Source organism: Devosia lacusdianchii, assembly GCF_022429625.1.
Classification (GTDB): domain Bacteria; phylum Pseudomonadota; class Alphaproteobacteria; order Rhizobiales; family Devosiaceae; genus Devosia; species Devosia lacusdianchii.
This window is the reverse complement of the sequence record NZ_CP092483.1, coordinates 3,402,594-3,426,663: the sequence shown is the minus strand read 5'-3', so window position 1 is coordinate 3,426,663 and position 24,070 is coordinate 3,402,594. Positions and strand designations below refer to the sequence as shown.

Below are 24,070 nucleotides of genomic sequence, written 5' to 3'. Positions count from 1 at the left end.
TGCCTCCTACGCGCACACTTACAGCAATTCATGGCGTCAAATCCCGTGCAGACTCGTTAATGTCGGCCCACGGGTCGCCTGTTGTAGTTAACAGACTTGGAAGAGAAGAATAATTCAGGTCCGCCGGAGAGTCGATGGACTCCAGATCGCGCCAGTCAATTGGGGTCGACGCCGGCAGGTGCGGACGGGCGCGCAGCGAATAGGCGGCCACTGCTGTCGCGCTGCGAGCATTGCGATGATAGTCGATGAAAATCCGGCCCTTGCGGTTCTCGGCGCCCATCTTGGTAACGAACGTATCGGGGCCGGTGGCGGCCAGCTTGGCGGAGATGCTGGCGCAGGCAGCGTGCGTCTGCTTCCAGGTCAGTTTGCCGGTGGTCGGGACGACGATATGGATGCCCTTGCCGCCCGAGGTCTTGACGAAGGGGACCAGGCCCATGGCCTCGAGCCCGCCGCGCAGATGCACGGCGGCATTGACCACATCGCGCCAGGCCACGCCATCGCCGGGGTCCAAGTCGAAGATGACGCGATCGGGTTTGTCGAGGTGGGACCGGTGGGTGCCCCAGGCATGGAATTCGATAACGCCGAACTGCGCGAGCGCCAGATATCCCTTCGCGTCCTCGACGGAAATATAGGTTTGGGACTCGCCATCGGAATTTTCGGTGACGAAGCTCTTGAGCGTGCCCGGCATGCCGGTAAAGGGGTGGCGCTGAAAGAAGCAATCCTGCGGCTTGCCGGTGGGGCAGCGGAACAGCGAGACCGGCCGATTGAACAGGTGCGGCAGCATGAAGTCGCCGACGGCCGCGTAGTAGACGGCGATATCGAGCTTGGCCGGGCCGGATTTGCCGAACAGGCGCCGCGTGGGGTTGGTCACCCAAATGCCGGCCAGATCGGCATCGGAGATGATGCGCCGTCGCGGCGCCGTCACCGCCGTCGTCAGCTCCGCCTCGCGCAGCCCCTTGAACACGGCGTGGCGCAGCATGCCGTCGCTGGTCATGTTGCCATACTGCACCCGGGCCTTGAGTATTGGCTTGACTGCAAGGATTTCCTTGGGCGCGCCTTCGAGGCCGTCGTCGATGCGCAGGGCTTCGAGCCGCCGAACCAGCTCGCGCATATTGGCGGCGTCGAAGCCGGTGCCGACCTTGCCGCGATAGACCAGATCGTCGCCGACCCACTCGGCCATGGCCAGGGCGCCGATGCCGCCATTGGCGGCGCTTTCGCTGTAGCCGCCGATGACATAGTCGCCGGTCTTGAGCGCCTTGATCTTGAGCCAGCTCGATGAGCGGCCGTCGATATGCTTGCCCTCGGCGCGCTTGGACACGATGCCTTCAAGGCCCTTATCCGAGGCAAGGTCATAGATGCCCTGGCCATCGCCTTCGACATGGTCGCTATATTGAATGGCCGAACGGCCGGACACATGGCCGGCCAACAACTGCGCCAGCAGACCCTTGCGCTTGACCAGTGCTACGGCGCGCAGGTCCCAGCCGTCGAGATGCAGCAGGTCGAAGGCATAGAATACCAGCTTGTTGCCGGCCCCTTCCGACAATGCGTCCTGCAACATGCCAAACCGGCTGATGCCGGCATTGTCGAGCACCACGATCTCGCCATCCACGATCGCGTTCTTGACGCCCAGGGCAGCGAAGGCGGCGGGCAGGTCGCCGTAGCGCTTGGTCCAATCCAGTCCGCCGCGCGTGATCAGCCGTGTGCTCTTGCCCTCGATAAAGGCAAGGGTGCGGTAGCCGTCGAACTTGATCTCATGCAGCCATTTGCCATCGGCCGGTGGCACCTTGTCTGCCGGCGAGGCCAGTTGCAGCTCCATGGTGGCAGGCAAGTCCGCCTTGACCGCTCCGCTGAGCTTGCCCGGCTGCGGTTTTTTCGTCTTCTTCAGGGGCTGTGGCGGGGGCGCTACCAGCTCCTCGATGCGCTTGCCGGACTTCACGCTTTCCGGGCGCTCGGTCAGGATGTCGATCTCGGTGTTCATGGCCGTGTCGCGCTCCTTGAACAGGATCCAGCCTTCCTTGCCGCGCTCTTCGGGCTTGCCTTTCTGCCGGGCCAGCATCCAGCCGCCGCGTAGCTTTTCGCCCACCAGGCGGAACTTGAAGGCACCTTTCTCGAGGTCTGTCGCGGGGTCGCCCATGGGCGCCCAGGTGCCGGTATCCCAGACGATCATCGGGCCGCCACCATACTCGCCCTCGGGGATCACGCCCTCGAAATCGAGATACTCGATCGGGTGATCTTCGGTGGCGGCGGCGAAGCGCTTGTCGGCGGGGTTGAGTGATGGGCCCTTGGGTACGGCCCAACTCTTGAGCACGCCATCGAGCTCAAGCCGCAAGTCGTAGTGGTCGGCGGTTGCGGAGTGCTTGTGGATGACGAAACGGCTTTCGCCACCACCGAAAGTCCCGGCGGGCTCGGTGGTTTTGCTGAAGTCGCGCCTGTTGCGATAGTTTTCGAGCTTCTTGTCGGCCATGGCGGAAATCTACATGGGATTGGTCCGAAAAATAGGGGGAAATGGTTGGGGGTGTTGACTTGGGGGTAAAGCGTGGTAACGTTCCCATGAGTGGGGAGAGTTGATGAGCGAGCGCCGGGATCGTCGGGCGACCATTATTGACGTGGCAGAGCGCGCTGGGGTGTCCAAGAGCACCGCGGCGCGGGCGCTGGCTGGTTCCTCCAATATTACCGATGACACGCGCGAGAAAGTGCTGAAGGCGGCGGGCGAGGTCGGCTATGAGCGCAACCATCTGGCGGTGGGCATGCGATCCGGTCGCTCCGGTCTGCTGGGCCTAGTGATACCCGATATCACCAACCCGTTCTGGGCCGATGTGGCGCGCGGTGCGCAGGACCGGGCGGCGCAGAATGGCGTGTCGTTGCTGGTGTTCTCGTCAGACTGGGATGTGGCCAAGGAAGCGGCGCATCTGGGCGCCTTGCGCCGGGCGCGGGTGGATGGAGCGATCATCAATCCGGTGGCCGACAGTTTTGACGATCTCGACCGGTTCGGGCTGCCCTTCGTGCTGATCGGTTCGAGTGCCGAGCGCTTTGCCGAGACGTCGAGCGTGGGTTCCGATATCGCCCAGGCGGTGACGCTGGGCATGGATCATCTTGTGGCCCGCGGGCACAAGGCGCCGAGCCTGATCCTGGGACCCAAGAACAGGCTGGCGCGGGCGCGTTTCCTGCGTGGCGTGCATGAGCATTGCATCAAGCGCGACATCGATCCGGCGATCCTGGCGGTCGAGGATGGCGAGTACACGGTCGAAGGCGGCAAGCTGGCAATGAAGCGCCTGCTGGAGCGTGACCATGTCGGCCATGCCTGCGTATTCGCGGCCAACGACATGATGGCGATTGGCGCGATGATCGCCGTGCGCGAAGCTGGGCTGCGGTGCCCGGACGATGTGTCCATTATCGGCTTTGACGGCATTCCCGCGGGCGAATTTGCCTGGCCGGGACTGACGACTATTGCCAAGCCCGGCCGCGAGCTGGGCGAGCGGGCGGTCGAAGGGCTGTTCGACGAAATCGATCACCGGCCGGAACACCGCCGGATCTATTTGCCGTGCCGACTGGTAGAGCGAGGTTCACTCGCCGATCTGTCGGTGCCGAACCCGCAGCGCATGGCTGCGGGGTAGGGGAGGACTGAGTATGGTTGCGAAGCAGATGCGGCGACTGATAGCTGATTTTACGATGGGAACGTTCCCATGAGTGAAGTCCGTAGTCAGCAAGAGGTCGCAAGCATGACGGCCGGCGAGAGCGAGAATTCCGCAAGCTTGGGCAAGCATGCTGGCGGTTTTCTTGCAGCATGCCGCCAATGGTGGCCCTATTATCTGATGATGGCGCCGGGGATCATTTTCTTCGTGCTGTTCCACTATCTGCCGATCTGGGAATCCAAGATCGCGTTCGAACAGGTGCGCATCATCCCGCCCAATATCTGGGTGGGTATCAAGCATTTCCAGGTGCTGTTCGCCTCGCCGGTGTTCTGGCAGGTGCTGCTCAACACGCTGATCATCTCCGGCATGAAGATGCTGTTCGTGTTTCCGGTGCCGATCCTGGTGGCGCTGATGCTGAACGAGGTGCGGAGCGGGTCGCTGCGCAAGTTCATCCAGTCGGCAGTGTATCTGCCGCACTTTTTGAGCTGGGTGGTGATTGCCGGCGTGTTCATCGCGGCGCTGTCGCCGAGCGATGGTGTGGTCAACGACATTACCGGCTTTTTCGGTGCGCAACCCAAGTCGTTCATGACCGACAATGGCTCGATCCGCTGGGTGCTGGTGTTCTCAGAGATGTGGCGTTCGGCCGGTTGGGACAGCCTGCTCTATCTCGCGGCGATCATTGCCATCGACCAGGCGCTGTATGACGCGGCCGAGATGGATGGGGCCAATCGTTGGCAGAAAATCCTCTACGTCACCATTCCCGGCATCGTGCCGACGATTGCGACGCTGTTCATTCTCAATGCCGGCATGTTCCTCTCCGCTGACCTCAACCAGGTCATCAACCTCAGCAATGACGTGGTGCGTGGGCAGATCGATATCATCGACACCTATGTCTACCGCATCGGCTTGCAGACCGGCGAATACTCGCTGGCGACGGCGGCAGGCCTGTTCAAGGCCGTGCTCGGCATGCTGCTGATCCTGCTCGCACACATGTTCTCCAAACGACTGACCGGCAAGGGAGTCTGGTAATGGCCGCCTCCAACAATCGCCGTACGCCGCTCGAGCGCATCGAATATGCGATCATTGTTTCCACCCTGCTGCTGATGGTGGTGGTGACGGTGCAGCCGCTGCTGAACCTGCTCGCCGTGTCCCTGTCTGATCCGGCCAAGCTGCCGGGCATGAGCGGCATGGAAGTGCTGCCACGGGGCCTGTCGTTCGATGTGTGGGCACTGCTGGTCAACCATCCCAATGTGCGGGCGGGGCTGCTCAATTCGATCCTGATCACCGGGTTGGGTACGCTGCTCAATATCATCTTCACCGCGCTGATGGCCTGGGGGCTATCGCGCCCGGGACTGCCGGGGCGGCGCATCCTGTTTCTCATGGTGCTGGTCACCATCGTGTTCGATCCGGGCATCATTCCCGATTACTTCGTCAACAAGCGGCTGGGGCTGCTCGACAGTTATTGGTCGGTGATCCTCTTCAAGCTGGTCAACGCCTGGTACTTGATCATCCTGATCCGCTTCTTCGAGGAGATTCCGCAGGAATTGCTGGAGGCGGCAGAGCTCGATGGCTCCAATCCGTTCCAGACCTTCTGGTACGTGGTGCTGCCGCTGGCCAAGCCGGCGCTGGCGACGATCACGCTGTTCTACATCGTGTTCCACTGGAACGAGTTCTTCCGGGCGATGATCTACATCACTGATCAGGGCAAGTGGCCGCTGCAGGTGGTGCTGCGCCAGTTCGTGATCGGCGGCGACAAGCTGGCGATCGTGGGTGTGGACGCGGCCAACAATTATACCGGCGCCAGCCAGATCGACCTGCGCGCGCTCAAGGCCGGGATGATCATCCTGACCATCGTGCCGATCCTTTTGATCTACCCGCTGATTTTGAAGTTCTTCACCAAGGGGACGATGTCGGGGGCGCTCAAGGGATGAGGGTGCAGATTCCCACGATCCGGTTCCTGGAGGGAACACCCCCTCCTGCCTCCCCCATCGAGGTGGAGGTTTCTCTCCACTCTCGGAGCGAGATTTCGGCCCAATCCACTGGACGGCACCTCCCCCATGATGGGGGAGGCTGGGAGGGGGTGATCGCCGAGCGCGGTCTATGGCGAAGGCCCCCTCACCCGTCGGCTTCGCCGCCGCCCCTCGGGTCGTTGCCCGAGGGCAGGCTCTCTCCCCCAGAGGGAGAGGTGAGAAAGAATTCCGCGCGATGCGCAGAACAGACGAACCAAAAACACTAGGAGGAGACTGTAAATGTTGATGAAGAAGCTTCTACTGGCGACGACGGCGCTGGCCTTTGCCATTGCGCCGGCTTTCGCCGAGCCGGTGGTGATCCGCATGGTCAGCAAGGACCTTGTCACCACCAATCCGCCTGACGTGGCGCATATCGAGCGTATCGAAGCGGCGATGGCGGCCAAGGGCACCGAGATCGATATCCAGATCGTCGATCTGCCGAGCTCGGGCTATGCCGATGCGCTCAGCGTCATGCTGCTGGGTGGCGACATTCCGGACCTGATCTATTTCCAGGGCGGCGACGCCAAGATGGTGGAGCAGGGGATTCTGGAAGACCTGACGCCATGGATCGAGAAGTCGCCGAACCTCAAGGCGGCGCTCTATCCGCACAATGTCGAGCGCCTGGCCAATTATCCCTACCTGCTCTACGTCTATCCGCCGCGCATGCCGCAGCCGGTCATCCGCAAGGACTGGCTGGAGCAGACGGGTCTCGCCGCGCCGACCACGGTCGACGAATATGTCGCCCTGTTCCGGGCGATCAAGGATGGCGATCTCGATGGTGACGGCGTTGCCAATACCTATGGCGTGACCACGGCCGACAACACCAACGAACTCGACTCCATCTTCAACCAGGCGTTCGGCGTGACCGGAACCTGGATGCAGAATGAAGCGGGCGAGTGGGTCCATTCCCGCATCACGACGCAGGAAAAAGCCAAGCTCGAATTCTACGCCATGCTTGGCGCTGAAGGCCTGTTCGACAAGGAGTACATCACCTCCAAGTTCGACGTGAAGGAAGACAAGTTCTACACCGGCCGCGCCGGCGTGATCTTCGGCTCCTCGGCAGAAGTCATCGACATCTATGGCGGCAAGATGCGCCAGGTGCACCCGGATACCGAACTGGTGCTGCTGGCCCCACCGACCGGCCCTGGCGGCCAGGGCAACCAGGCCATCGACGTGTCCAAAGAAGCCCGCGGCTTTGCCATGTCCTCGCTCTCCGAGCACAAGGAAGAGGTGATGGCGCTGCTCGACTTCATGGCGAGCCCGGAAGGCCAGATGCTCGACCGCCTCGGCTTCGAGGGTGAGGAATATACCAAGTCGGGTGACACCATCACCATGACCGACAAGATCGCGACCTGGTATGCGCGCTTCTTCGCTTCGGCCAACTGGACGCCCCCCACCCCATGGATGAGCGAAGCAGCCCAGGGCTCGCTGAAGCAGGTGTCCGACAACTTCAAGCCGGACAATGCCTTTGTGTGGCCGGCTGAATATGCCGCCGATCTGGATGCGACCGAAGCCGTCTACCGGGCCTGGGTCTACAAGTTCATCTCCGGCGAAGCCGGCATGGACCAGTGGGATGCCTATGTCGCGGAATGGGAAGCGGCCGGCGGCACTCGCTTGAACGAGTATGCGCGGACTGTGCTGAAGTAGGTAGGCCGCTGGGTCTAGCCCAATGCGCGAAACTGCACCTCCCCCTTGATGGGGGAGGCCGGGTGGGGGTGGCGAGAGCCACGATATCGGGGTCAGCCCACCCCCACCCTTGATCCCTCCCCACAAGGGGGAGGGTGTCGACTGAGAGACCGGCCGCAAGGTTTCCCACCGACGAACCGAGAACTGAGGACTAAAATGCCTAATTCCCTTCGCGGACGCGTTCGCGCCATGCTGCATGGTATTGCTCTCGGCGATGCGCTTGGCGCGCCGGTGGAGAAGCTTTCGGCGGCCGATATCCGGCAGCGCTATGGACGGGTGACCTCGCTGAATACGGCGTGGCACAAGATGAGCCTTGATGCGACGGCGCGGAACGGGCGCGTGCGCGGCAATGGCATCGTCACCGACGATACGCTGATGACGCTGGCGCTGATGAACATCTATGGCGATGTGAACAGGCATCTGGACGCCTGGGACATGGCTGACGGCATGGTGCGCCAGATCGCCTGGACACCGCAATGGGTGCCGGAATTGCAGCGCGAGGCGATGCTGATCGATCGACTGTTTTATCCGGAAAAGTGGATCTTCCAGCGGCACCAGCTGAGCTCGTGCGACCCGCGCCAGGGCGGTATCGGCAACATGGTGAACTGCGGCGCGGCTATGTATATCGCGCCGATCGGGGTGGTGAATGCGGCCGACCCAAAGGCCGCCTATGACGAGGCCATCGCCTTTGCGTCGGGGCACCAGGAGAGCTTTGGGCTGGAGGCGGCTGGCGTGGTTGCCGCGGCGGTGGCGGCGGCTTTCGTGCCGGGGACGACGATCGATGCTGTTGTCGAGACGGTCGTTGGGCTGGCCAAGGACGGCACAAGGGATGCCATTGTCGATATTGCCGGAATTGCGCGCTCACTGCGCGGCAGCGGCGCCAGCCACGAGGCGGTGTGCGACGCGTTCCATGCGGCGATCGCCAAATATTCGCCGATGGGCGACGACGTGAACCACAGCCCGGCCCGTATCGGCCGGCAGACCGACGCCTATCGGCCGTCGAGGCTCAATGCCATCGAGGAACTGCCGCTGGCGCTGGGCTTCTGCCTCGTCAATGACGGCGATTTCCGCCCGTCGATCGAGGATGGGATCAATTCGGGCCGCGACACGGACTCGATCGGCGTGATGGCCGGGGCGATCCTGGGCGCCATGCATGGCGAAAGCGTCATCGACGCGGCCGACCGGGAGCTGCTCGACAGCGCCAACAAGCTCGATCTGACCGCTTCCGCCGATGCCTTCACGGCGACGGCGAAAGCCATTCTCGCCGCCGACCACCAAGCCGCCGAAGCGCGCCAGCGCGCTCGTCTAACTCTTGTTTGAAAGACTTTCTGATGCTCTCCGAAACAAAAATTCTTGAAAAAATCTATGCCGGCTTTATCGGCAAGGCCATTGGCGTGCGGCTGGGCGCCCCGGTCGAACCGACCATCTGGAGCTATGAGCGCATCCAGAAGACCTATGGCGAGGTGACGCAGTATCTGCGCGATTTCAAGAATTTCGCGGCCGACGACGACACTAATGGTCCGGTCTATTTCATCCGCGCACTGCGTGATTACGGGCTGAACGCGACCGCCGAGGATGTGGGCAAGACCTGGCTCAACTATGCCGCCGAAGAGCATGGCATGTATTGGTGGGGCGGGTTTGGCGTTTCGACCGAGCATACGGCCTATCGCAATCTGCGGGCCGGTATCCCGGCGCCGCAATCGGGCTCGATTGCGCAGAACGGCACCACGGTGGCTGAGCAGATCGGCGGGCAGATTTTCATCGACAGCTGGGGCTGGGTGAATCCGGGTAATCCGCAGAAGGCGGCGGATATGTCGGCAATGGCAGCGAGCGTCGCGCATGACGGCGATGGCCTCAATGGCGCGCGGTTCTGCGCAGCGGCGATCGCGGCAGCGTTTGACGCCACCAGCATCGACGCGATCATCAAGACGGCGATGGCGACGATCGATGCCGGCTCGACCTATGCGCGGGTCTGCCAGGCGGTGATCGATTTTCACAAGGCCAATCCGGATGACTGGCGCGCCTGTCGCGACATGCTGACGGCGCAGTGGGGCTATGACCGCTATCCGGGCGTCTGCCACATCATTCCCAATGCGGGCGTGACCATCATGTCGATCCTCTATGGCAAGGGTGACCTGCCGCGGACGGTCGAGATTGCGACGATGGCGGGCTGGGATACGGACTGCAATGCGGGCAATGCCGGGGCGATCGTCGGCACGTTCCAGGGGCTGCAGCCGGGCTGGGACAAGTATCGCAAGCCGATCAACGATTTCCTGGTGGCCTCGGGCATTGTGGGCTCGATCAACATTGTCGATATCCCGAGCTTTGCGCGGGAATTGACGGTGCTGGCGTTGCAGCTGGCGGGGCGCGAAGTGCCCAAGCTGTGGCTGGAGGACATGACGCGGCGCGGGGTGCGGTTCGACTTCGATTTGCCGGGTTCGACGCATGGTTTCCGCACCGAGGGGTTCAACCAGATCACGCTCAAGGGCGGGACGGAGCGGCATACGGAAGACTCGCGCGGGTCGCTGGAGATCCAGCTTGACCGGCTGGAGCGCGGGCAGGGCGGCCGGGTGTTCTGGAAGCCGTTCTATCGGCGCAGCGATTTCGACGACGAACGCTATCGGCCGATGTTCTCGCCGGTGCTGGATGCGGGGCAGACGGTATCGTTCAAGGTGTGGCTCGATCCGTGGAATGGCGACGGGAACCTGCGGATTGCGCCCTATATCCGCCGCACGATGAGCGGGGCGATCGAGGAGACGGGCGCCTGGCATGTGCCATCGGCCGAGGGCTGGCAGGAGATCAGCTTTGTGGTCCCTGATGGTGACGAGGCGATCGACGAGGTGGGTATTTCCATCGAGTATTTCGGGCGGCTCAAGTTTTTGGGCCGGCTGTTCCTGGCCGATTTCCGCTTTGGCGGGGCGGGCAGGACGGTCATCGATCCGGCCAAGGAAATCCAGGAGCTGGGGGCGATTACCCGGTTTACCTGGAACCGCGGGCACTGGACCAAGTCGGGCGATCGCATCCAGGGGCATACGGCAACGGATGCTGATCTGTGGACCGGGCATTATTATGCGCGGGATCTTGTTGTGACGGCGGATATCCAGCGGCTCTCGGGCGTGTCGCAATTGGTGACGGCGCGCGTGCAGGGGACCGGGCGGTTCTATGCGGCGGGCTTTGAGGGTGACGAAGTGGTCATTCTCAAGGAGGACTTCGGCAGCACCGTCTTGGCTCGGGCGCCGTTCAAGATCGAGACCGGCAAGAGCTATGCTTTCGGGTTTGCGCTTGAGGGCGACAAGCTCAGCTTTGCCGTGGATGGTAAGGTGCTGATCGAGGCGACGGACGCCACTTATGGCTATGGCATGACGGGCATTCGGTTGGCTTCGGCCGGGCGGGTGAGCGTTGGCAAGATTGAGATCGTCGAGACGGCATAAGCCGCAAATAAGGGGAAGGCCCCCTCACCCGATGCTTCGCATCGACCTCTCCCCCAAAGGGAGAGGTAAGGGGAGGAAGAGAGGAGACCGAAAGTGTCTGAAATCGAACTGAAGCGGGTCGGCAAGACGTATGGGCAGGTGCGGGTGCTCAACGACATTTCGCTTGAAATGGGCGATGGCGAGTTCGTGGTGCTGGTCGGTCCTTCCGGGTGTGGGAAATCGACCTTGCTGCGGATGATTGCCGGGCTCGAGGATATTTCCTCGGGCCAGATCACCATTGGCGGCAAGGTGGTCAACAATATGCCGGCCAAGGAACGCGACCTGGCCATGGTGTTCCAGAATTATGCGCTCTACCCGCATATGAAGGTGGCGGACAATATGAGCTTTGCGCTCAAGCTCGCCGGCACCAGCAAGGCCGAAATCAAGAAGCGGGTCGACGAGGCGGCCGAGATTCTAGGGCTGGAAAAGCTGCTGGATCGGTTGCCGCGCGAACTTTCGGGCGGGCAAAGGCAGCGCGTGGCCATGGGTCGTGCCATCGTGCGCAATCCGCGGGCGTTCCTGTTCGACGAGCCGCTGAGCAATCTCGACGCCAAGCTGCGCGTCAAGATGCGCGGCGAGATCAAGCGGCTGCATCAGCGGCTGGGCAAGACGACGATCTATGTGACGCATGACCAGACCGAGGCCATGACCATGGCCGACAAGATCGTGGTGCTGAATGGCGGCAATATCGAGCAGGCGGGAGCGCCGCTGGAGCTCTACAACAATCCGGCCAATTTGTTCGTCGCGAGCTTCATCGGTTCGCCCGAGATCAACCTGTTCGAGGCGACCTATCAGGGTGGGACGGACGTAGCGTTGCAGAATGGCGTGAAGCTGCCGCTCGGTGAGGCGCTGGATGTGCCTGCAGGGACGCAGATCGTTTATGGCGTGCGGCCGCAGCATATCACGCTGGCGGAGACGGGCGTTCCTGCGACTGTTGTGGTGGTCGAGCCGACGGGCGATGCGCAGGAGGTGCTGGCGCGGATCGGCGACCAGGACATTTCCATCGTGGTGCGGGACCATGCGCTGCTGAGCCCGGACGAGAATATCCACCTCAATATCGATCCGCCGCGGCTATTGATTTTCGACAAGACGAGCGGGTTGCGGTTGCGGTGATTATGCGTCGGTGGGCTTGTTACATATGAACTTAGGACCTTCAGTCGACACCCTCCCCCTTGTGGGGAGGGATCAAGGGTGGGGGTGGATTGGCCGCGATACTGGGGCTCCCGTCACCCCTTCCCAACCTCCCCCATCATGGGGGAGATGCAGTCTGGTGGCTGGGTCGAAATGGTGCCACGGGGCTTGCACATGACCTTCACCCGCAAAACCTTCGACCCATCTGCCACCGGCCCCCTTACCGGCATTCGCGTGCTCGATCTCAGCCGGTTGATGGCGGGCAATATGCTCAGCCTGCAGCTCGCCGATTTCGGTGCCGATGTCATCAAGATCGAGGCGCCGGCGGGGGATCCGTTGCGGGACTGGAAGGATGACGGGCATTCGTTGTTCTGGAAGACCTATGGGCGCAACAAGCGCTCGGTGGCGCTGAACCTGCGGCATGCGGCGGCGATGGAAGCGCTGTGGGCGCTGGTCGATGGGGCGGATGTGTTCATCGAGAATTATCGGCCGGGCACGCTGGAGCAGATGGGATTGGCGCCCGAAGCCTTGCTGGCGCGTAATCCGGACCTGATCATCGTGCGGATTTCGGGGTTCGGACAGACCGGGCCTTATGCGCAGTTTCCGGGGTTTGGGACGATCATCGAGGGCATGAGCGGCTTTGCCGATCGGACCGGATTTCCCGATCGCGAGCCGGTGCTGCCGCCGCTAGCGCTCGCCGACATGATTGCGGGCATCTATGGCGCGTCGGCGACGACGATGGCGCTTTATGCGCGGCAGAATGGGCGGGCGCGCGGGCAGGTGATCGACCTGAGCCTGCTGGAGCCGATGTTCTCGGTGCTGGGGCCGGAGGCGGCCATTCACGCGGTGACCGGCAAGATCAAGCAGCGGGTGGGCAGCGCTTCCAATACCGCGTCGCCGCGCAATGTCTATCGCTGTGCTGATGGGAAGTACCTGGCGCTGTCGGGCTCGACGCCTGCAGTGGCGCGGCGGATTTTCGAGATTATCGGGCGGCCGGACATGAACAGCGATCCGCGCTTTGCCACCAATTCGGATCGGGTGAAGCATCGATCGCTGGTGGACGAGGCGGTGGGGGCGTGGTTCGCGGCGCGCGATAGCGTTGAGGCGTTGGCGATTATGCGGGAATCTGGCGCAACGGTCGGGCCGATCTACAACATTGCGGACGCCATGGCCGACCGGCATTTCGGTGAACGCGAGATTATCGTCGACGTCGAAGACGCCGAATTCGGCACGCTGCCGATGCATGATATCGTGCCGCATATGTCGGCGACGCCTGGCGTGTGGCGGCGAGCGGCGCCTGACATAGGTGAGCATACGCGCGAGGTGCTGGCTGAGGCGGGGCTGGATGACGCGGCGATAGATGGAGCCATGGTGCCGTGATGCGATCGCTGCTCTATGTGCCGGCCAATTCGGAACGCTTTGTCGGCAAGGCGCATGCGCGTGGGGCGGATGCGATCATTCTCGATCTCGAGGATGCCGTCGCCGCTGCGGACAAACCGGCAGCGCGGGCGGCGCTGGCGGACGCGGTGCCATCTGTGGGACAGAACGGCGCCAAGGTGTTCGTTCGGATCAATGCCGACGACGATCTGATGCTTGATGACGCAGAGGCGGCCTGCCGGGCGGGTGCCTATGGGCTCTATGTGCCCAAGGCCCAGGATGCCGATACCTTCGGGCGGCTGGCGGGGTTTCTGGGGCCTGTTGAGGCCGAGCTCGGACGCGCTGAAATGGTATTCGTGGCGATCATCGAGGATGCCGGGGCGGTGCTCAATGCGCGGGCCATTGCGCTGGGGCCGCGGCTGATGGCGCTCAGCCTGGGCGGCGAGGACCTTGCGCTCAACCTAGGCGCGGAGCCGGTGCCGGATGTGCTGCGGTTTCCCAAGCTGATGGTGCATTACGCGGCCAAGGCAGAGGGCTTGCTGTCGTTCGGGATGCTGCGGTCGACGGCGGATTATGCGGATGCTGCAGGCATTGCCGAAGCGGCGGCCGAAGCGCGGCGGCATGGGTTCGATGGCGCAACATGCGTGCATCCGGCGGTAGTGCCGCTGCTGAATGCGGCGTTTGCGCCGAGCGCGGATGAATTGGATTGGGCGCTACGGGTGGTCGCGGCAGCCGAGGGGCAGGTCGGGGCATTCGTGGTGGACGGGCGCATGGTGGATGCGCCGGTGATTGCGCGGGCGCGGCGGATTTTGGGAGATCGGAGTACCCACTCCTAGCCTCCCCCCGATAGGGGAGGAATCCGTGCGGTGGGTGGGGCGCTATGTTGCCTCAAGTGCGATGCGGTGGAGGTGATGGGCGAGCTAAAGGCTGTCCGCTCCCACCAGCGCTCCCCTTGGGCTTGAGCCGAGGCTACTCTCGACACGGCACATGCGACGCAAGGCCCTCAGGTCAGGCCCGAGGGAACGTTGGTGGGACGGGGGGCCAGCAACGCCAATTAACATAGTTAGCAGCGGGACACTCGCTGGGGTGGTATTGGGGGCATTTAAGGAGGCCCTCATGACCAGTTATCGTGTCGTGGATTGTCGCACCGGCGTCGCGGATGCCGGCGAGGTCATCGTCGACAGCGCCATCTCGCCCGAGGATGCGGCATTGAAAGCGACCGGCGAGACGCTGGTGCGCAGTGGGCGGCGGGCGGATTTGCGAGTGCGGGTGTATTTCCAGCACGCGGGGCAGCCGATGTCGATGGTGCGGCTCTATTCGAAGGCGGTCGACCGCGAGCAGCCGCCGGAACGAGTCCGGCGGCGCAAAGCGTCACCAGCGGGGCTTGCCGTCGGTCAGCCCGGAGGCTGAGGCGGCGTCAATGGCGGCCAGCTCCTCGGCGGTGAAATCGAGGTTGTTGAGCACGCCCAGATTGTCGTCGAGCTGCTCGACGGTGCGCACCCCGATCAGGGCCGAGGTCATCTCCTTGCGGCGCAGCACCCAGGCCAAGGCAAGCTGAGGCATGGTCTGGCCACGCGCCCTGGCGATGTGGCCGAGGGCTTCGACAGCGGCAAGGGTGCCCGGCTTGATGTTTTCGGCCTTGAGGAACGGATTGTTGCTCGTGCCGCGGGCGCCCTTGGTGTCGCCGGTGTTGTATTTGCCCGAGAGCACGCCCTGCGCCAGTGGCGAGAAGGCGATGATGCCGATGCCCAGTTCCCCGCAGGCGTCGACGGTGTGATCGTCCTCGATCCAGCGGTTGAGCGTCGAATAGCTCGGCTGGTGCAGGATGCAGGGCACCCCGAGCGCCTTGAGGATGCGGTGCGCTTCGCGGGTTTCGGCTTCCGGATAGTTGGAAATGCCGACATAGAGCGCCTTGCCCTGAGCGACGATGGTGGCGAGGGCGCCCATGGTCTCTTCAAGCGGGGTCTTGGGGTCGTAGCGGTGCGAATAGAAGATATCGACATAGTCGAGGCCGAGGCGCTTGAGCGACTGGTCGCATGAGGCGATCAGGTTCTTGCGGCTGCCCCACTCGCCGTACGGACCGTCCCACATGCGATAGCCGGCCTTGGACGAGATGATGAGTTCGTCGCGATAGGGGTGGAAATCGCGGGCCATGACCTGGCCGAACAGCTCTTCGGCGGCACCGGGCGGGGGACCGTAATTGTTGGCGAGATCGAAATGGGTCACGCCGGCGTCGAAGGCGCGGCCGAGGATGGCGAAGGCCGAGGGATAATCGCGGGTGCCGCCGAAATTCTGCCAGAGGCCGAGGCTGATGACGGGGAGCTTGAGCCCCGAACTGCCGGCATTGCGGTATTGCATGGTTTCGTAGCGCCCGGGCGCGGCTTGATAGGTCATGGTCTTCCTCCGATTGCGGATTGGGTAGCACAGCGCCGGGCAAAAGGCGTTATCTGGCAGTCCGAAAAAGAAGCGGAGATTTACGGGTTTCTAAGACCGGCTTGCGGCGGGGCGAGGTGCGCCCTAGCGTCGTCGGCGGAGGAGACTTTCTATGGACCGGCAAAGCCATTTCGTGGTCGTCGGCGGTGGCACCGCCGGCTGGATCGCGGCGTTCATCATTCAGGATGCGGCGCGGCGCAAGGGCATTAATGCCCGTATCAGCGTGATCGAACCGTCGAGCATTCCCACCGTTGGTGTGGGCGAGGCCACGACGGCGGCGTTTCGCGTGCTGCTTAAGCATTTTGGCATCGATGAGTTCGAGTTTTTCCGCAAGACCGAAGCGACATTCAAGCTGGGCATTCGGCACGAGGACTGGCGGCGCAAGGGTTTTACCTATTATGGGCCGATCGATGATCCCCATCAGGTGATCAAGCCGCCGGCTGGGGCGCCGTCGGATTATCTCAATGTCTATGCGATCGCCGCTGGGCGGCCGATTACCGACATGCATCTGTTCGGCCCGCTGCTGGAGCAGAAGAAGGCGCCTTATGCAAAAAAGGCCGATGGCTCGCTGATCCCGCTGGGGCCGTTTCATCATGCCTATCATTTCGATCAGGCCAAGGTGGGGCGGTTTTTCGCCAGCAAGTCCAAGGGCGTCGAGATTGTCGATGCGGTGGTGTCGGGAGTGCATCGGGATGCCGAGAGCGGCGATGTGACGGCGCTGGAGCTCGACAATGGGCAGAGGCTCGAAGCCGACTTCTTCATCGATGCGACAGGGTTCCGCAAACAGCTGATCGTCAAGGAAATGCAGGCGCCGTGGATAAGCTATGCGCATGAATTGCCGGTCAACCGGGCGTTGCCGTTCTGGCTGGATATCAAGCCGGGCGAGGAGATCGCCAACTATACCCGCGCCTGGGCGCAGGAGAGCGGTTGGATGTGGCAGATCCCGACGCAGACGCGCTATGGCTGCGGCTATGTCTATTCCGACGAATTCTGCACGCCCGAACAGGCCAAGGCCGAGGTGGAGCGGGTGCTGGGGCGCGAGATCGAGGTGCGCAGCGATATCCGCTTCCAGATCGGTCGGTTGGAAAATGCCTGGGTGGGGAATGTCTTGGCGGTGGGGCTGAGTTCGAGCTTCCTCGAACCGCTGGAATCGACGTCGATCCACGGCACGATCGTGCAGATGATGCTGTTTGCCGACCGGCATCTGAAGCATGCTGATGATATGACGCCGGATGATCGGGCCGACTACAATGCGCGGGTGGGGCGGCAGGTGGATGACTTCCGCACGTTTGTGAATACGCATTATCTGGTCGAGCGCGACGATACGCCGTTCTGGCGCGAGGTGCGGGCCAACAGGATTCACCCGGAGACCAAGCAGCGGCTGGAATATTGGCAGCAGCACATGCCGCGGCACGAGCATTTCCCGGAGAATTTGTTCGGGCTGCCGCATATCCAGACGCAGTTGCACTATCCGGTGCTGGCGGGGCTGGGGCTGCTCAGCCAGGATCTGGCGCGCAAGGAAATGGACAAGGACCCCAAGCTTCGGCAGTTCGCGCGGGAGGCTTATGAGGGGCTGGTGAAGGAATATCGCGAGGCGGCGAAGCATGCGTTGGGGCATGCGGAGTTCTTGGAGATTGTGCGGGGGATGGGTAAGTAGCGACTAGCCTGAGACGGCTCGTTGAAGCTCATATCTGTGTCGCTTGGTGTGATCCGTCGCATTTGGACTTAGGGGCAAGGAAATGCTCGGATCAATGCGAACAAACCGATCATAGGTAGTGGCGCGGTACCAATTGCGCCCATACCTTGAGCTTGCTCTGTGAGCATTCTCTCAAACTCTGTTGCCGTGATCTTCTCCGCATCCACGTTGGTAAGGCAAAGCGGTTTTCCTGTGCTGTCGCTGCCCCACCCTGAGCCGCCGTACAATAGGCCGTCTCTGAGGCCCTCAAGGTAGTTATTGCGTTCTTGCGCTGTACCCTCAGATTTGTTCAGCAACTGATCGACGGTCCACTCGGCACGCGCCGTTGACGACAAGGCGGCGACGATTCCAAGACCCAGCGCTGCGGTGCGGATATTTTTCATCGACCTCTGCTCCAGATTGATTTCGCAATACGTGAGCTACGCTGCGTCGTTAATCAGCTCTTCCGCTAAGCCATACTCGTGCAGCTTGCGATACAGCGTTGAGCGGCCGATTTTGAGCGCCCGGGCTACGCGCGACATGCGGCCGCCGTGGTGTTCGATGGCAAACACAATCGCGGCGCGTTCGATTTCGGCGAGGGCGGCGACTTCGCCTGAGGGGTCGAGGAAGCGGTCTTGGGCGGCGGGTTGTTCGAAGGCGATGCGCTGGCGGGCGGTGGCCATGTCGATATGGGTCGGGGCGGCGGCGACGGGGGCGGTTTCGATGGCCCGGGCGGCGATGTCGCGGCCATTGGCCTGGGCGACGATCTGCGGGAAATCGACGGTTTCGAGGAAGGCGCCATCGCTGAGGACGATGGCGCGGTAGACGGCGTTTTCGAGCTGGCGGACATTGCCCGGCCAATCATAGGCCATGAGCATGTCGAGGGCCGGCGGAGAAATGCCGAGCACGCGCTTGCCGGCTTCGGCGGCGAAGCGGGCGGTGAACATGGCGACCAGGGCCGGCACGTCTTCGAGGCGTTCGCGCAAAGGCGGCGTGTAGATGGGGAAGACGTTGAGGCGGTAGTAGAGGTCTTCGCGGAATTCGCCTGTCTTGGCCAGGTTGAGCAGCCGCCGATTGGTGGCCGAGATAACGCGGACATTGACGCGTTCGGGGCGGGCCGCGCCGACCGGTTCGATCTCGCCCTCCTGCAAGACGCGCAGCAGCTTGACCTGGGTATCGAGCGGCAGTTCGCCGACTTCGTCTAGGAAAATGGTGCCGTTATGGGCTTCGGCGAACTTGCCTGTTTGGTCGGCGATGGCGCCGGTGAAGGCGCCCTTCTTGTGGCCGAAGAGCACTGACTCGACCAGGTTGGGCGGGATGGCGCCGCAATTGACGGTGACGAATGGCTTGCCGGCGCGTTCGCCGGAACCCTGGATGATGCGGGCGATCAGTTCCTTGCCGACGCCGGTCTCGCCTTCGATCAATACGGGAATCGTCGATTTGGCGGCCTTGGCGCAGAGCGAGATGACGCGGGCCATGGCGGGGGCCTTGGCGATCATGTCTGACACAGTGAAGGTGCCGGTCTTGCGGGCGCGCTCGGCGCGGATGGTGGCTTCGAGCGCATCGAGCTTCATGGCGTTGCGTAGGGAGATGACCAGGCGCTCGGGCGAAACGGGCTTGACGAAATAGTCTGCAGCGCCGTTGCGCATGGCCGAGATGACGGTTTCGAGCGAAGCGTTGGCAGTCTGCACGATGACCGGGGTGGTAAGGCCCTCGCGGCGCATGGCGTCCATCACGGCCATGCCGTCGAGATCGGGCATGACCAGATCGAGGATCATGGCGCCGATATTGCGGTCGTCGCGCAGAATCTGCAGCGCCTGCTCACCGCCAGTAGCGGTCAGCGGCTTGAAGCCGGCGCGGTTGGCAACCTCGGCCGTCAGGCGCAGTTGAACCGGATCATCGTCGACTATCAGTACGCGCGTCATCCAGACTCCAGTCTTCTTGATGCGGCATCGAATCGTGTGCCGTTTTGGGAGGAGGATGGGCGGCGCGAGTTAAGGGGCGATTAATCATCGAGAATTCGGTGATCGGTTGCGGTGACTTGGCCGTGATTTGAGCCGCGATCGGTGGACGTTGGCGGCGGTGCTGCATAGGATCGGACAAAATCGAGGAGTAGCAGCATGATGCGTGCAGGCAAGTTTGGCTTGGGGCTGGTCATGGGCGTGGTCGCCCTGGTGATGACGGGGAGCAGCGCAATGGCTGATGGTGCGGTGATCAGCGGCACGGTCTATTTCCGCGAGAAGATCATGCTGCCCGAGAGCGCCAAGGTCAGCGTCGAATTGGCCGACATATCGCTGGCCGATGCGCCGGCCAAGGTGCTGGGCGCGGTGGAGGCCACCGGGGCATCGTCGCCATACACCTATTCGATCAGTTACGACCCGTCCGCGATCGAGCCGGGGCATCGATATTCGGTTTCCGCGCGCATCACCGACGGGGATGAGCTGCTGTTCATCTCGACCTCGAATAACAGCGTCTTCGGCACCGACCCCGATACGACCGACATCCTGGTCGAACGCGTCGCCGAGGCAATCTCGGCGGCGAGCGAGGGCTGGCCGGACGGTAGCTGGCTGGTCGAGGACATTGATGGGCGCGGGGTGATCGACAATTTGCAGACGGTGCTGGTGGTGGCAGCCGATGGGCAGGTGAGTGGCACCGGCGGCTGCAACAGCATTGGCGGCAAGGCGAGGATCGATGGCGTGGCGATCCATTTCGGCGAGCTGTTTTCGACCGAGATGGCCTGCGCGCCAGCGATCATGGACCAGGAGAGCAAGTTCCTCGACGCCTTGGGGCGGGCGGCGAGTTATCGGATCGACGCGCAACGCGACAAGCTGATCCTGGTGGATGCGGCGGGCAGTGACATCATGGTGCTGGCGGGGAACGATTAGACGCACTTACGCTGGGACGGTGGTGAGAGCCCGATATCGTGGCTAGCCTACCCCCACCCTTATCCAGCCATTCGAGCGCAGCTCTCATGGCCTTCTCACCTCAAATCGCTCCACTGGAGCGATTTGGCCCTGCGGGCCCGGTTCGAAGCCCCACAAGGGGGAGGCGGTCGCCTGAAACATCAATGACCGTCGTTCCATGCAATGTCTCGATTTGAGGCGCGCGCCCTTCACAGCGCAGTCCCCGGTGGCTAAGGTCCGCGCGCGATTTGACCAGTCGGAGACTCTGCCATGACCGAAGCCGCTCAGAAGGGCCACAACCAGTTCGGCGCGCTGCCGGAATGGGATCTCTCGGACCTCTATCCGGGCAAGGACAGCGCCGAGTTCAAGGCTGACCTCGACAAGGCCAAGGCGGACGCGGCCAAGTTCGAAGCGGACTACAAGGGCAAGCTTGTTGATCTGACCAAGGCCGGCAAGCTGGTCGCGGCGATCAAAGATAGCGAGGCGCTGGGTGACCTGACGGGCAAGATCGGTTCGTTCTCGTTCCTGCAATATGCGCAGAAGTCGACCGATCCGGATCGCGCCAAGTTCATGGGCGATACCAATGAGGCGCTGACCAATCTCAGCACCCGCGTGCTGTTTTTCGAGCTCGAGCTGAACCGCATCGAGGATGCGGACCTGGAAGCGGCATTTGCGGCCGATCCGGAGCTGGCGCGCTACCGCACCTGGTTTGCCGAATTGCGCAAGGCCAAGCCGTATCAGCTCGACGACAAGCTCGAAGAGCTGTTCCACGACAAGTCGGTCACCGCCTATTCGGCCTGGAACCGGCTGTTCGACGAGACGCTGGCCAGCCTCGAATTCGAGGTGGATGGCGAAACGCTCAACATGGAATCGACGCTGCATCTGCTCTCCGAAAAGGACGAGAAGAAGCGCGAATCCGCGTTCAAGGCGCTCGGCAAGACGCTCGAGGCTAATAGCCGGCTGTTCACCCACATCACCAATGTGCTGGCCAAGGACAAGGAAATCTCGGATCGCTGGCGTGGCTACGAGGACATTGCCGATAGTAGGCACATGGCCAATTCGGTGGAGCGCGAAGTGGTCGACGCGCTGCAGAAGGCGGTCGAGGATGCCTATCCACGACTCAGCCATCGCTACTACAAGATGAAGGCCAAGTGGTTCGGCAAGGACAAGCTCAATGCCTGGGACCGCAATGCGCCACTGCCGACCAGCGACGAGCGCACCTGGGACTGGGACAGCGCGGTCGCGACGGTGATGGAGGCCTATGGCCGCTTCTCGCCGGAACTGGCGGAGTGGGCCAAGCCGTTCTTCAATTCGGGCTGGATCGACGCCCCGGTGGGCGATGGCAAGCTATCGGGCGCCTTTGCGCACCCGACCGTGCCGAGCGCACATCCCTACCTGATGCTCAACTATATGGGCCGGTCGCGCGATATCATGACCCTGGCGCATGAGCTGGGGCATGGCGTGCACCAGCGGATGGCGGCGGCGCAGGGGCCGATCCTGGCCAATACGCCGCTGACGCTGGCCGAAACCGCGTCGGTGTTCGGCGAGATGCTGACCTTCCGCTCGCTGCTCGACAAGACCACCGACCCCAAGCAGCGCTTTGCCCTGCTGTCGAGCAAGGTCGAGGATATGCTCAATACGGTCGTGCGCCAGATTGCGTTCTACACCTTCGAGCGGCGGGTCCACACGGCGCGGCGGCAGGGTGAGTTGCGCACCGAGGAGATCAACCAGATCTGGCTCGATGTGCAGAAGGAATCGCTCGGCGACGCCATCGAGCAGAATGAAGGCTATGGCACGTTCTGGGCCTACATCCCGCACTTCATCCATTCCCCGTTCTACGTCTATGCCTATGCCTTCGGTGACTGCCTTGTGAACTCGCTCTACGCACAGTATGAGAAGTCGAATGTTGGCTTTGCCGAGCGCTATTTCGAGCTGCTCAAGGCCGGGGGAAGCAAGCACCATTCCGAACTGCTGGCGCCGTTCGGGCTGGACGCCAAGGATCCCCAATTCTGGTCGCTGGGTCTCGGCATGATCGAGCGACTTATCGATGAACTGGAAGCGACATCGCCCTGAGGTCGACTTTCGGCTGATAGACTTTGAGACGACTGGACTTACGAGGACGACATGGCCACTAAGCACCGCCCAGAACACCATACCGAGCTGCAGGTTGAATCACCGATGGACTACGCCCAGCACGAGGCGACCTATAATGGTTTCATCGCCTTCACCAAGTGGACCATCGTGGTTTTGGCCGCCACGGCGATCATCCTGTACTTCGTGATCAACCCCTGATCCCAAGGCATATACAGGCATTCATACGAGCCTGTCCGTCGGGCAGGCGGGCAGGAGAATTTCATGAAAATTGCCATCGTCCGTGAACGTTTCGAGGGCGAGAACCGCGTTGCGGCAACCCCCGAAACGGTCGGCAAGCTGATTGCGCTCGGCGCCAGCGTGTCGGTCGAAAAGGGCGCCGGTGCGGGTTCGCGCATCCTCGACAAGGACTATACGGCCGCAGGCGCCACGATTGCGGCCAGCGCCGATGCGGCGCTGAAGGGCGCCGATGTGGTGCTGACCGTGCGGCGCCCAAGCGCGGCATCGCTTGCTGGCGTCAACAAAGGCGCGCTGGTGATCGGCGCACTCGACCCCTATGGCAATGACAAGGATGTCGCGGCGCTGGCAAAAGCGGGCGTGACGGCGGTGTCGATGGAATTCATGCCGCGCATTACACGCGCGCAGGTGATGGACATTCTCTCGAGCCAGGCGAACCTTGCCGGTTATCAGGGCGTTATCGAAGCGGCGGCCGAGTTCGAGCGCGCGCTGCCGATGATGATGACGGCAGCCGGCACGGTGCGTCCGGCCAAGGCGTTTGTGATGGGCGCCGGTGTTGCCGGGTTGCAGGCCATTGCGACGGCCAAGCGCCTCGGTGCGGTGGTGTCGGCGACCGACGTGCGGCCGGCAGCCAAGGAACAGGTTGAATCGCTTGGCGGCAAGTTCGTCGCTGTCGAGGACGACGAATTCAAGCAGGCGGAAACCGCCGGCGGCTATGCCAAGCAGATGAGCGCCGAGTATCAGGCCAAGCAGGCCGAACTCACCGCCAGCCATATCGCCAAGCAAGACATCGTCATCACCACGGCACTGATCCCGGGGCGTCCGGCGCCACGGCTGATCACCAAGGCCATGGTGGAATCGATGGCGCCGGGTTCTGTTATCGTGGACCTGGCGGCCGAGCGCGGCGGCAATGTCGAACTGACGGTGCCCGGCAAGGTCATCGAGCATAACGGCGTCAAGATCATCGGCTACACCAATGTGCAGGGTCGCATCCCGACCACGGCGTCGCAGCTTTATGCGCGTAATCTCTTGGCCTTCGTCACCACGCTGATCGATGCCAAGGAAAAGAAGCTCGCCATCAACTGGGATGACGAGCTGGTCAAGGCGACGGTGCTGACGCGCGATGGTGCGGTGGTGCATCCGAGCTTTGTGACGGCGGCTCCCAAAACCGGCGACATCATCACACCCCCGGCGGTTGCCAAGACCGGTGCGGTGGTCAAGTCGAAGGCATCGGCCTCCAAGCCGGTGGCCAAGGCCAAAGCCGGCGATGTTGTCACGCCGCCGCCCGGCGCGAAAACCGGTGCCGTGGTTGCGGCTGAACTGACCAAGAAGCCGGCTGCCAAGAAGCCTGTCGTTGCTGCCATGGCCGACACGCCCAAGAAGGCGGCGCCAGGGGTGGAGCAGTCCATCCCCGCCGCGGCGGAAC

18 protein-coding genes and 1 pseudogene are annotated in these 24,070 nt (G+C 62.6%); 15 read left to right on the top strand and 4 right to left on the bottom strand.

What is annotated here, in order from left to right; all coding sequences use genetic code 11:
* Nucleotides 1-28: 28 nt before the first annotated feature.
* Nucleotides 29-2,464: a DNA ligase D gene (gene ligD, locus MF606_RS16915; RefSeq protein WP_240230507.1), complete on the bottom strand. Its 2,436-nt coding sequence runs from the start codon at nt 2,462-2,464 to the stop codon at nt 29-31.
* 103 nt (nt 2,465-2,567) lie between these two features.
* Here ligD and MF606_RS16910 point away from each other — a divergent pair, with 103 nt between their 5' ends.
* The 10 genes from MF606_RS16910 to MF606_RS16865 all read left to right on the top strand — a co-directional run bounded on the left by MF606_RS16910 (nt 2,568) and on the right by MF606_RS16865 (nt 14,715).
* Nucleotides 2,568-3,614, top strand: coding sequence for a LacI family DNA-binding transcriptional regulator (locus MF606_RS16910; protein ID WP_240230506.1), 1,047 nt, complete (start codon nt 2,568-2,570; stop codon nt 3,612-3,614).
* Between the two features lie 69 nt (nt 3,615-3,683).
* Nucleotides 3,684-4,661: an ABC transporter permease gene (locus MF606_RS16905; protein ID WP_240230505.1), complete on the top strand. Its 978-nt coding sequence runs from the start codon at nt 3,684-3,686 to the stop codon at nt 4,659-4,661.
* A complete protein-coding gene (locus MF606_RS16900) occupies nt 4,661-5,563 on the top strand; it encodes a carbohydrate ABC transporter permease (protein WP_240230504.1) in 903 nt (300 codons plus the stop codon). Before MF606_RS16905 ends, MF606_RS16900 begins: the two co-directional genes overlap by 1 nt.
* 324 nt (nt 5,564-5,887) lie before the next feature.
* The gene (locus MF606_RS16895) at nt 5,888-7,288 is read left to right on the top strand and encodes an extracellular solute-binding protein (RefSeq protein WP_240230503.1); all 1,401 of its coding nucleotides are present in this window, start codon (nt 5,888-5,890) and stop codon (nt 7,286-7,288) included.
* A 195-nt stretch (nt 7,289-7,483) separates the two neighbouring features.
* Nucleotides 7,484-8,647: an ADP-ribosylglycohydrolase family protein gene (locus MF606_RS16890; RefSeq protein ID WP_240230502.1), complete on the top strand. Its 1,164-nt coding sequence runs from the start codon at nt 7,484-7,486 to the stop codon at nt 8,645-8,647.
* 11 nt (nt 8,648-8,658) lie between these two features.
* Nucleotides 8,659-10,758, top strand: a complete 2,100-nt coding sequence (locus MF606_RS16885; RefSeq protein ID WP_240230501.1) for an ADP-ribosylglycohydrolase family protein — start codon at nt 8,659-8,661, stop codon at nt 10,756-10,758.
* A 93-nt stretch (nt 10,759-10,851) separates the two neighbouring features.
* Nucleotides 10,852-11,910, top strand: coding sequence for an ABC transporter ATP-binding protein (locus MF606_RS16880; protein ID WP_240230500.1), 1,059 nt, complete (start codon nt 10,852-10,854; stop codon nt 11,908-11,910).
* A 192-nt stretch (nt 11,911-12,102) separates the two neighbouring features.
* Complete coding sequence (locus MF606_RS16875) at nt 12,103-13,308, top strand: CaiB/BaiF CoA transferase family protein (RefSeq protein ID WP_240230499.1); 1,206 nt, start codon at nt 12,103-12,105, stop codon at nt 13,306-13,308.
* Entirely contained in the window at nt 13,308-14,141 is an 834-nt protein-coding gene (locus tag MF606_RS16870; protein WP_240233878.1) for an HpcH/HpaI aldolase/citrate lyase family protein, read from the top strand. The genes MF606_RS16875 and MF606_RS16870 overlap by 1 nt, the downstream gene beginning before the upstream one ends.
* A gap of 280 nt (nt 14,142-14,421) precedes the next feature.
* Nucleotides 14,422-14,715 (top strand): hypothetical protein, encoded by a 294-nt coding sequence (locus tag MF606_RS16865; protein ID WP_240230498.1) that lies wholly within the window; start codon nt 14,422-14,424, stop codon nt 14,713-14,715.
* On the opposite strand, the gene MF606_RS16860 is transcribed toward MF606_RS16865, so the two are convergent.
* Nucleotides 14,677-15,699, bottom strand: coding sequence for an aldo/keto reductase (locus tag MF606_RS16860; protein WP_240230497.1), 1,023 nt, complete (start codon nt 15,697-15,699; stop codon nt 14,677-14,679). The two genes, MF606_RS16865 and MF606_RS16860, sit on opposite strands and share 39 nt — an antisense overlap.
* A gap of 151 nt (nt 15,700-15,850) precedes the next feature.
* Between MF606_RS16860 and MF606_RS16855 the strand changes: the two genes are divergently transcribed.
* Nucleotides 15,851-17,395 carry a tryptophan halogenase family protein gene (locus MF606_RS16855; protein WP_240230496.1) on the top strand — a complete coding sequence of 515 codons (1,545 nt, stop codon included), beginning with the start codon at nt 15,851-15,853 and terminating at the stop codon, nt 17,393-17,395.
* 68 nt (nt 17,396-17,463) lie between these two features.
* Here the strand turns inward: MF606_RS16855 and MF606_RS16850 are convergent, their stop codons facing one another.
* Nucleotides 17,464-17,817 carry a hypothetical protein gene (locus MF606_RS16850; protein WP_240230495.1) on the bottom strand — a complete coding sequence of 118 codons (354 nt, stop codon included), beginning with the start codon at nt 17,815-17,817 and terminating at the stop codon, nt 17,464-17,466.
* Nucleotides 17,818-17,853: 36 nt separating this feature from the next.
* Nucleotides 17,854-19,338 (bottom strand): sigma-54-dependent transcriptional regulator, encoded by a 1,485-nt coding sequence (locus tag MF606_RS16845; RefSeq protein ID WP_240230494.1) that lies wholly within the window; start codon nt 19,336-19,338, stop codon nt 17,854-17,856.
* Nucleotides 19,339-19,533: 195 nt separating this feature from the next.
* Here MF606_RS16845 and MF606_RS16840 point away from each other — a divergent pair, with 195 nt between their 5' ends.
* From MF606_RS16840 to MF606_RS16825, 4 genes and pseudogenes are all read left to right on the top strand, one after another.
* On the top strand, nt 19,534-20,298 hold the full coding sequence (locus MF606_RS16840; protein ID WP_240230493.1) for an META domain-containing protein: 765 nt from the start codon (nt 19,534-19,536) through the stop codon (nt 20,296-20,298).
* Nucleotides 20,299-20,586: 288 nt separating this feature from the next.
* A complete protein-coding gene (locus tag MF606_RS16835; protein WP_240230492.1) occupies nt 20,587-22,389 on the top strand; it encodes a M3 family oligoendopeptidase in 1,803 nt (600 codons plus the stop codon).
* Nucleotides 22,390-22,440: 51 nt separating this feature from the next.
* Nucleotides 22,441-22,608 (top strand): aa3-type cytochrome c oxidase subunit IV, encoded by a 168-nt coding sequence (locus MF606_RS16830; protein ID WP_240230491.1) that lies wholly within the window; start codon nt 22,441-22,443, stop codon nt 22,606-22,608.
* A 63-nt stretch (nt 22,609-22,671) separates the two neighbouring features.
* Nucleotides 22,672-24,000, top strand: a pseudogene (locus tag MF606_RS16825) (Re/Si-specific NAD(P)(+) transhydrogenase subunit alpha); the annotation flags it as partial.
* Nucleotides 24,001-24,070 lie beyond the last annotated feature (70 nt).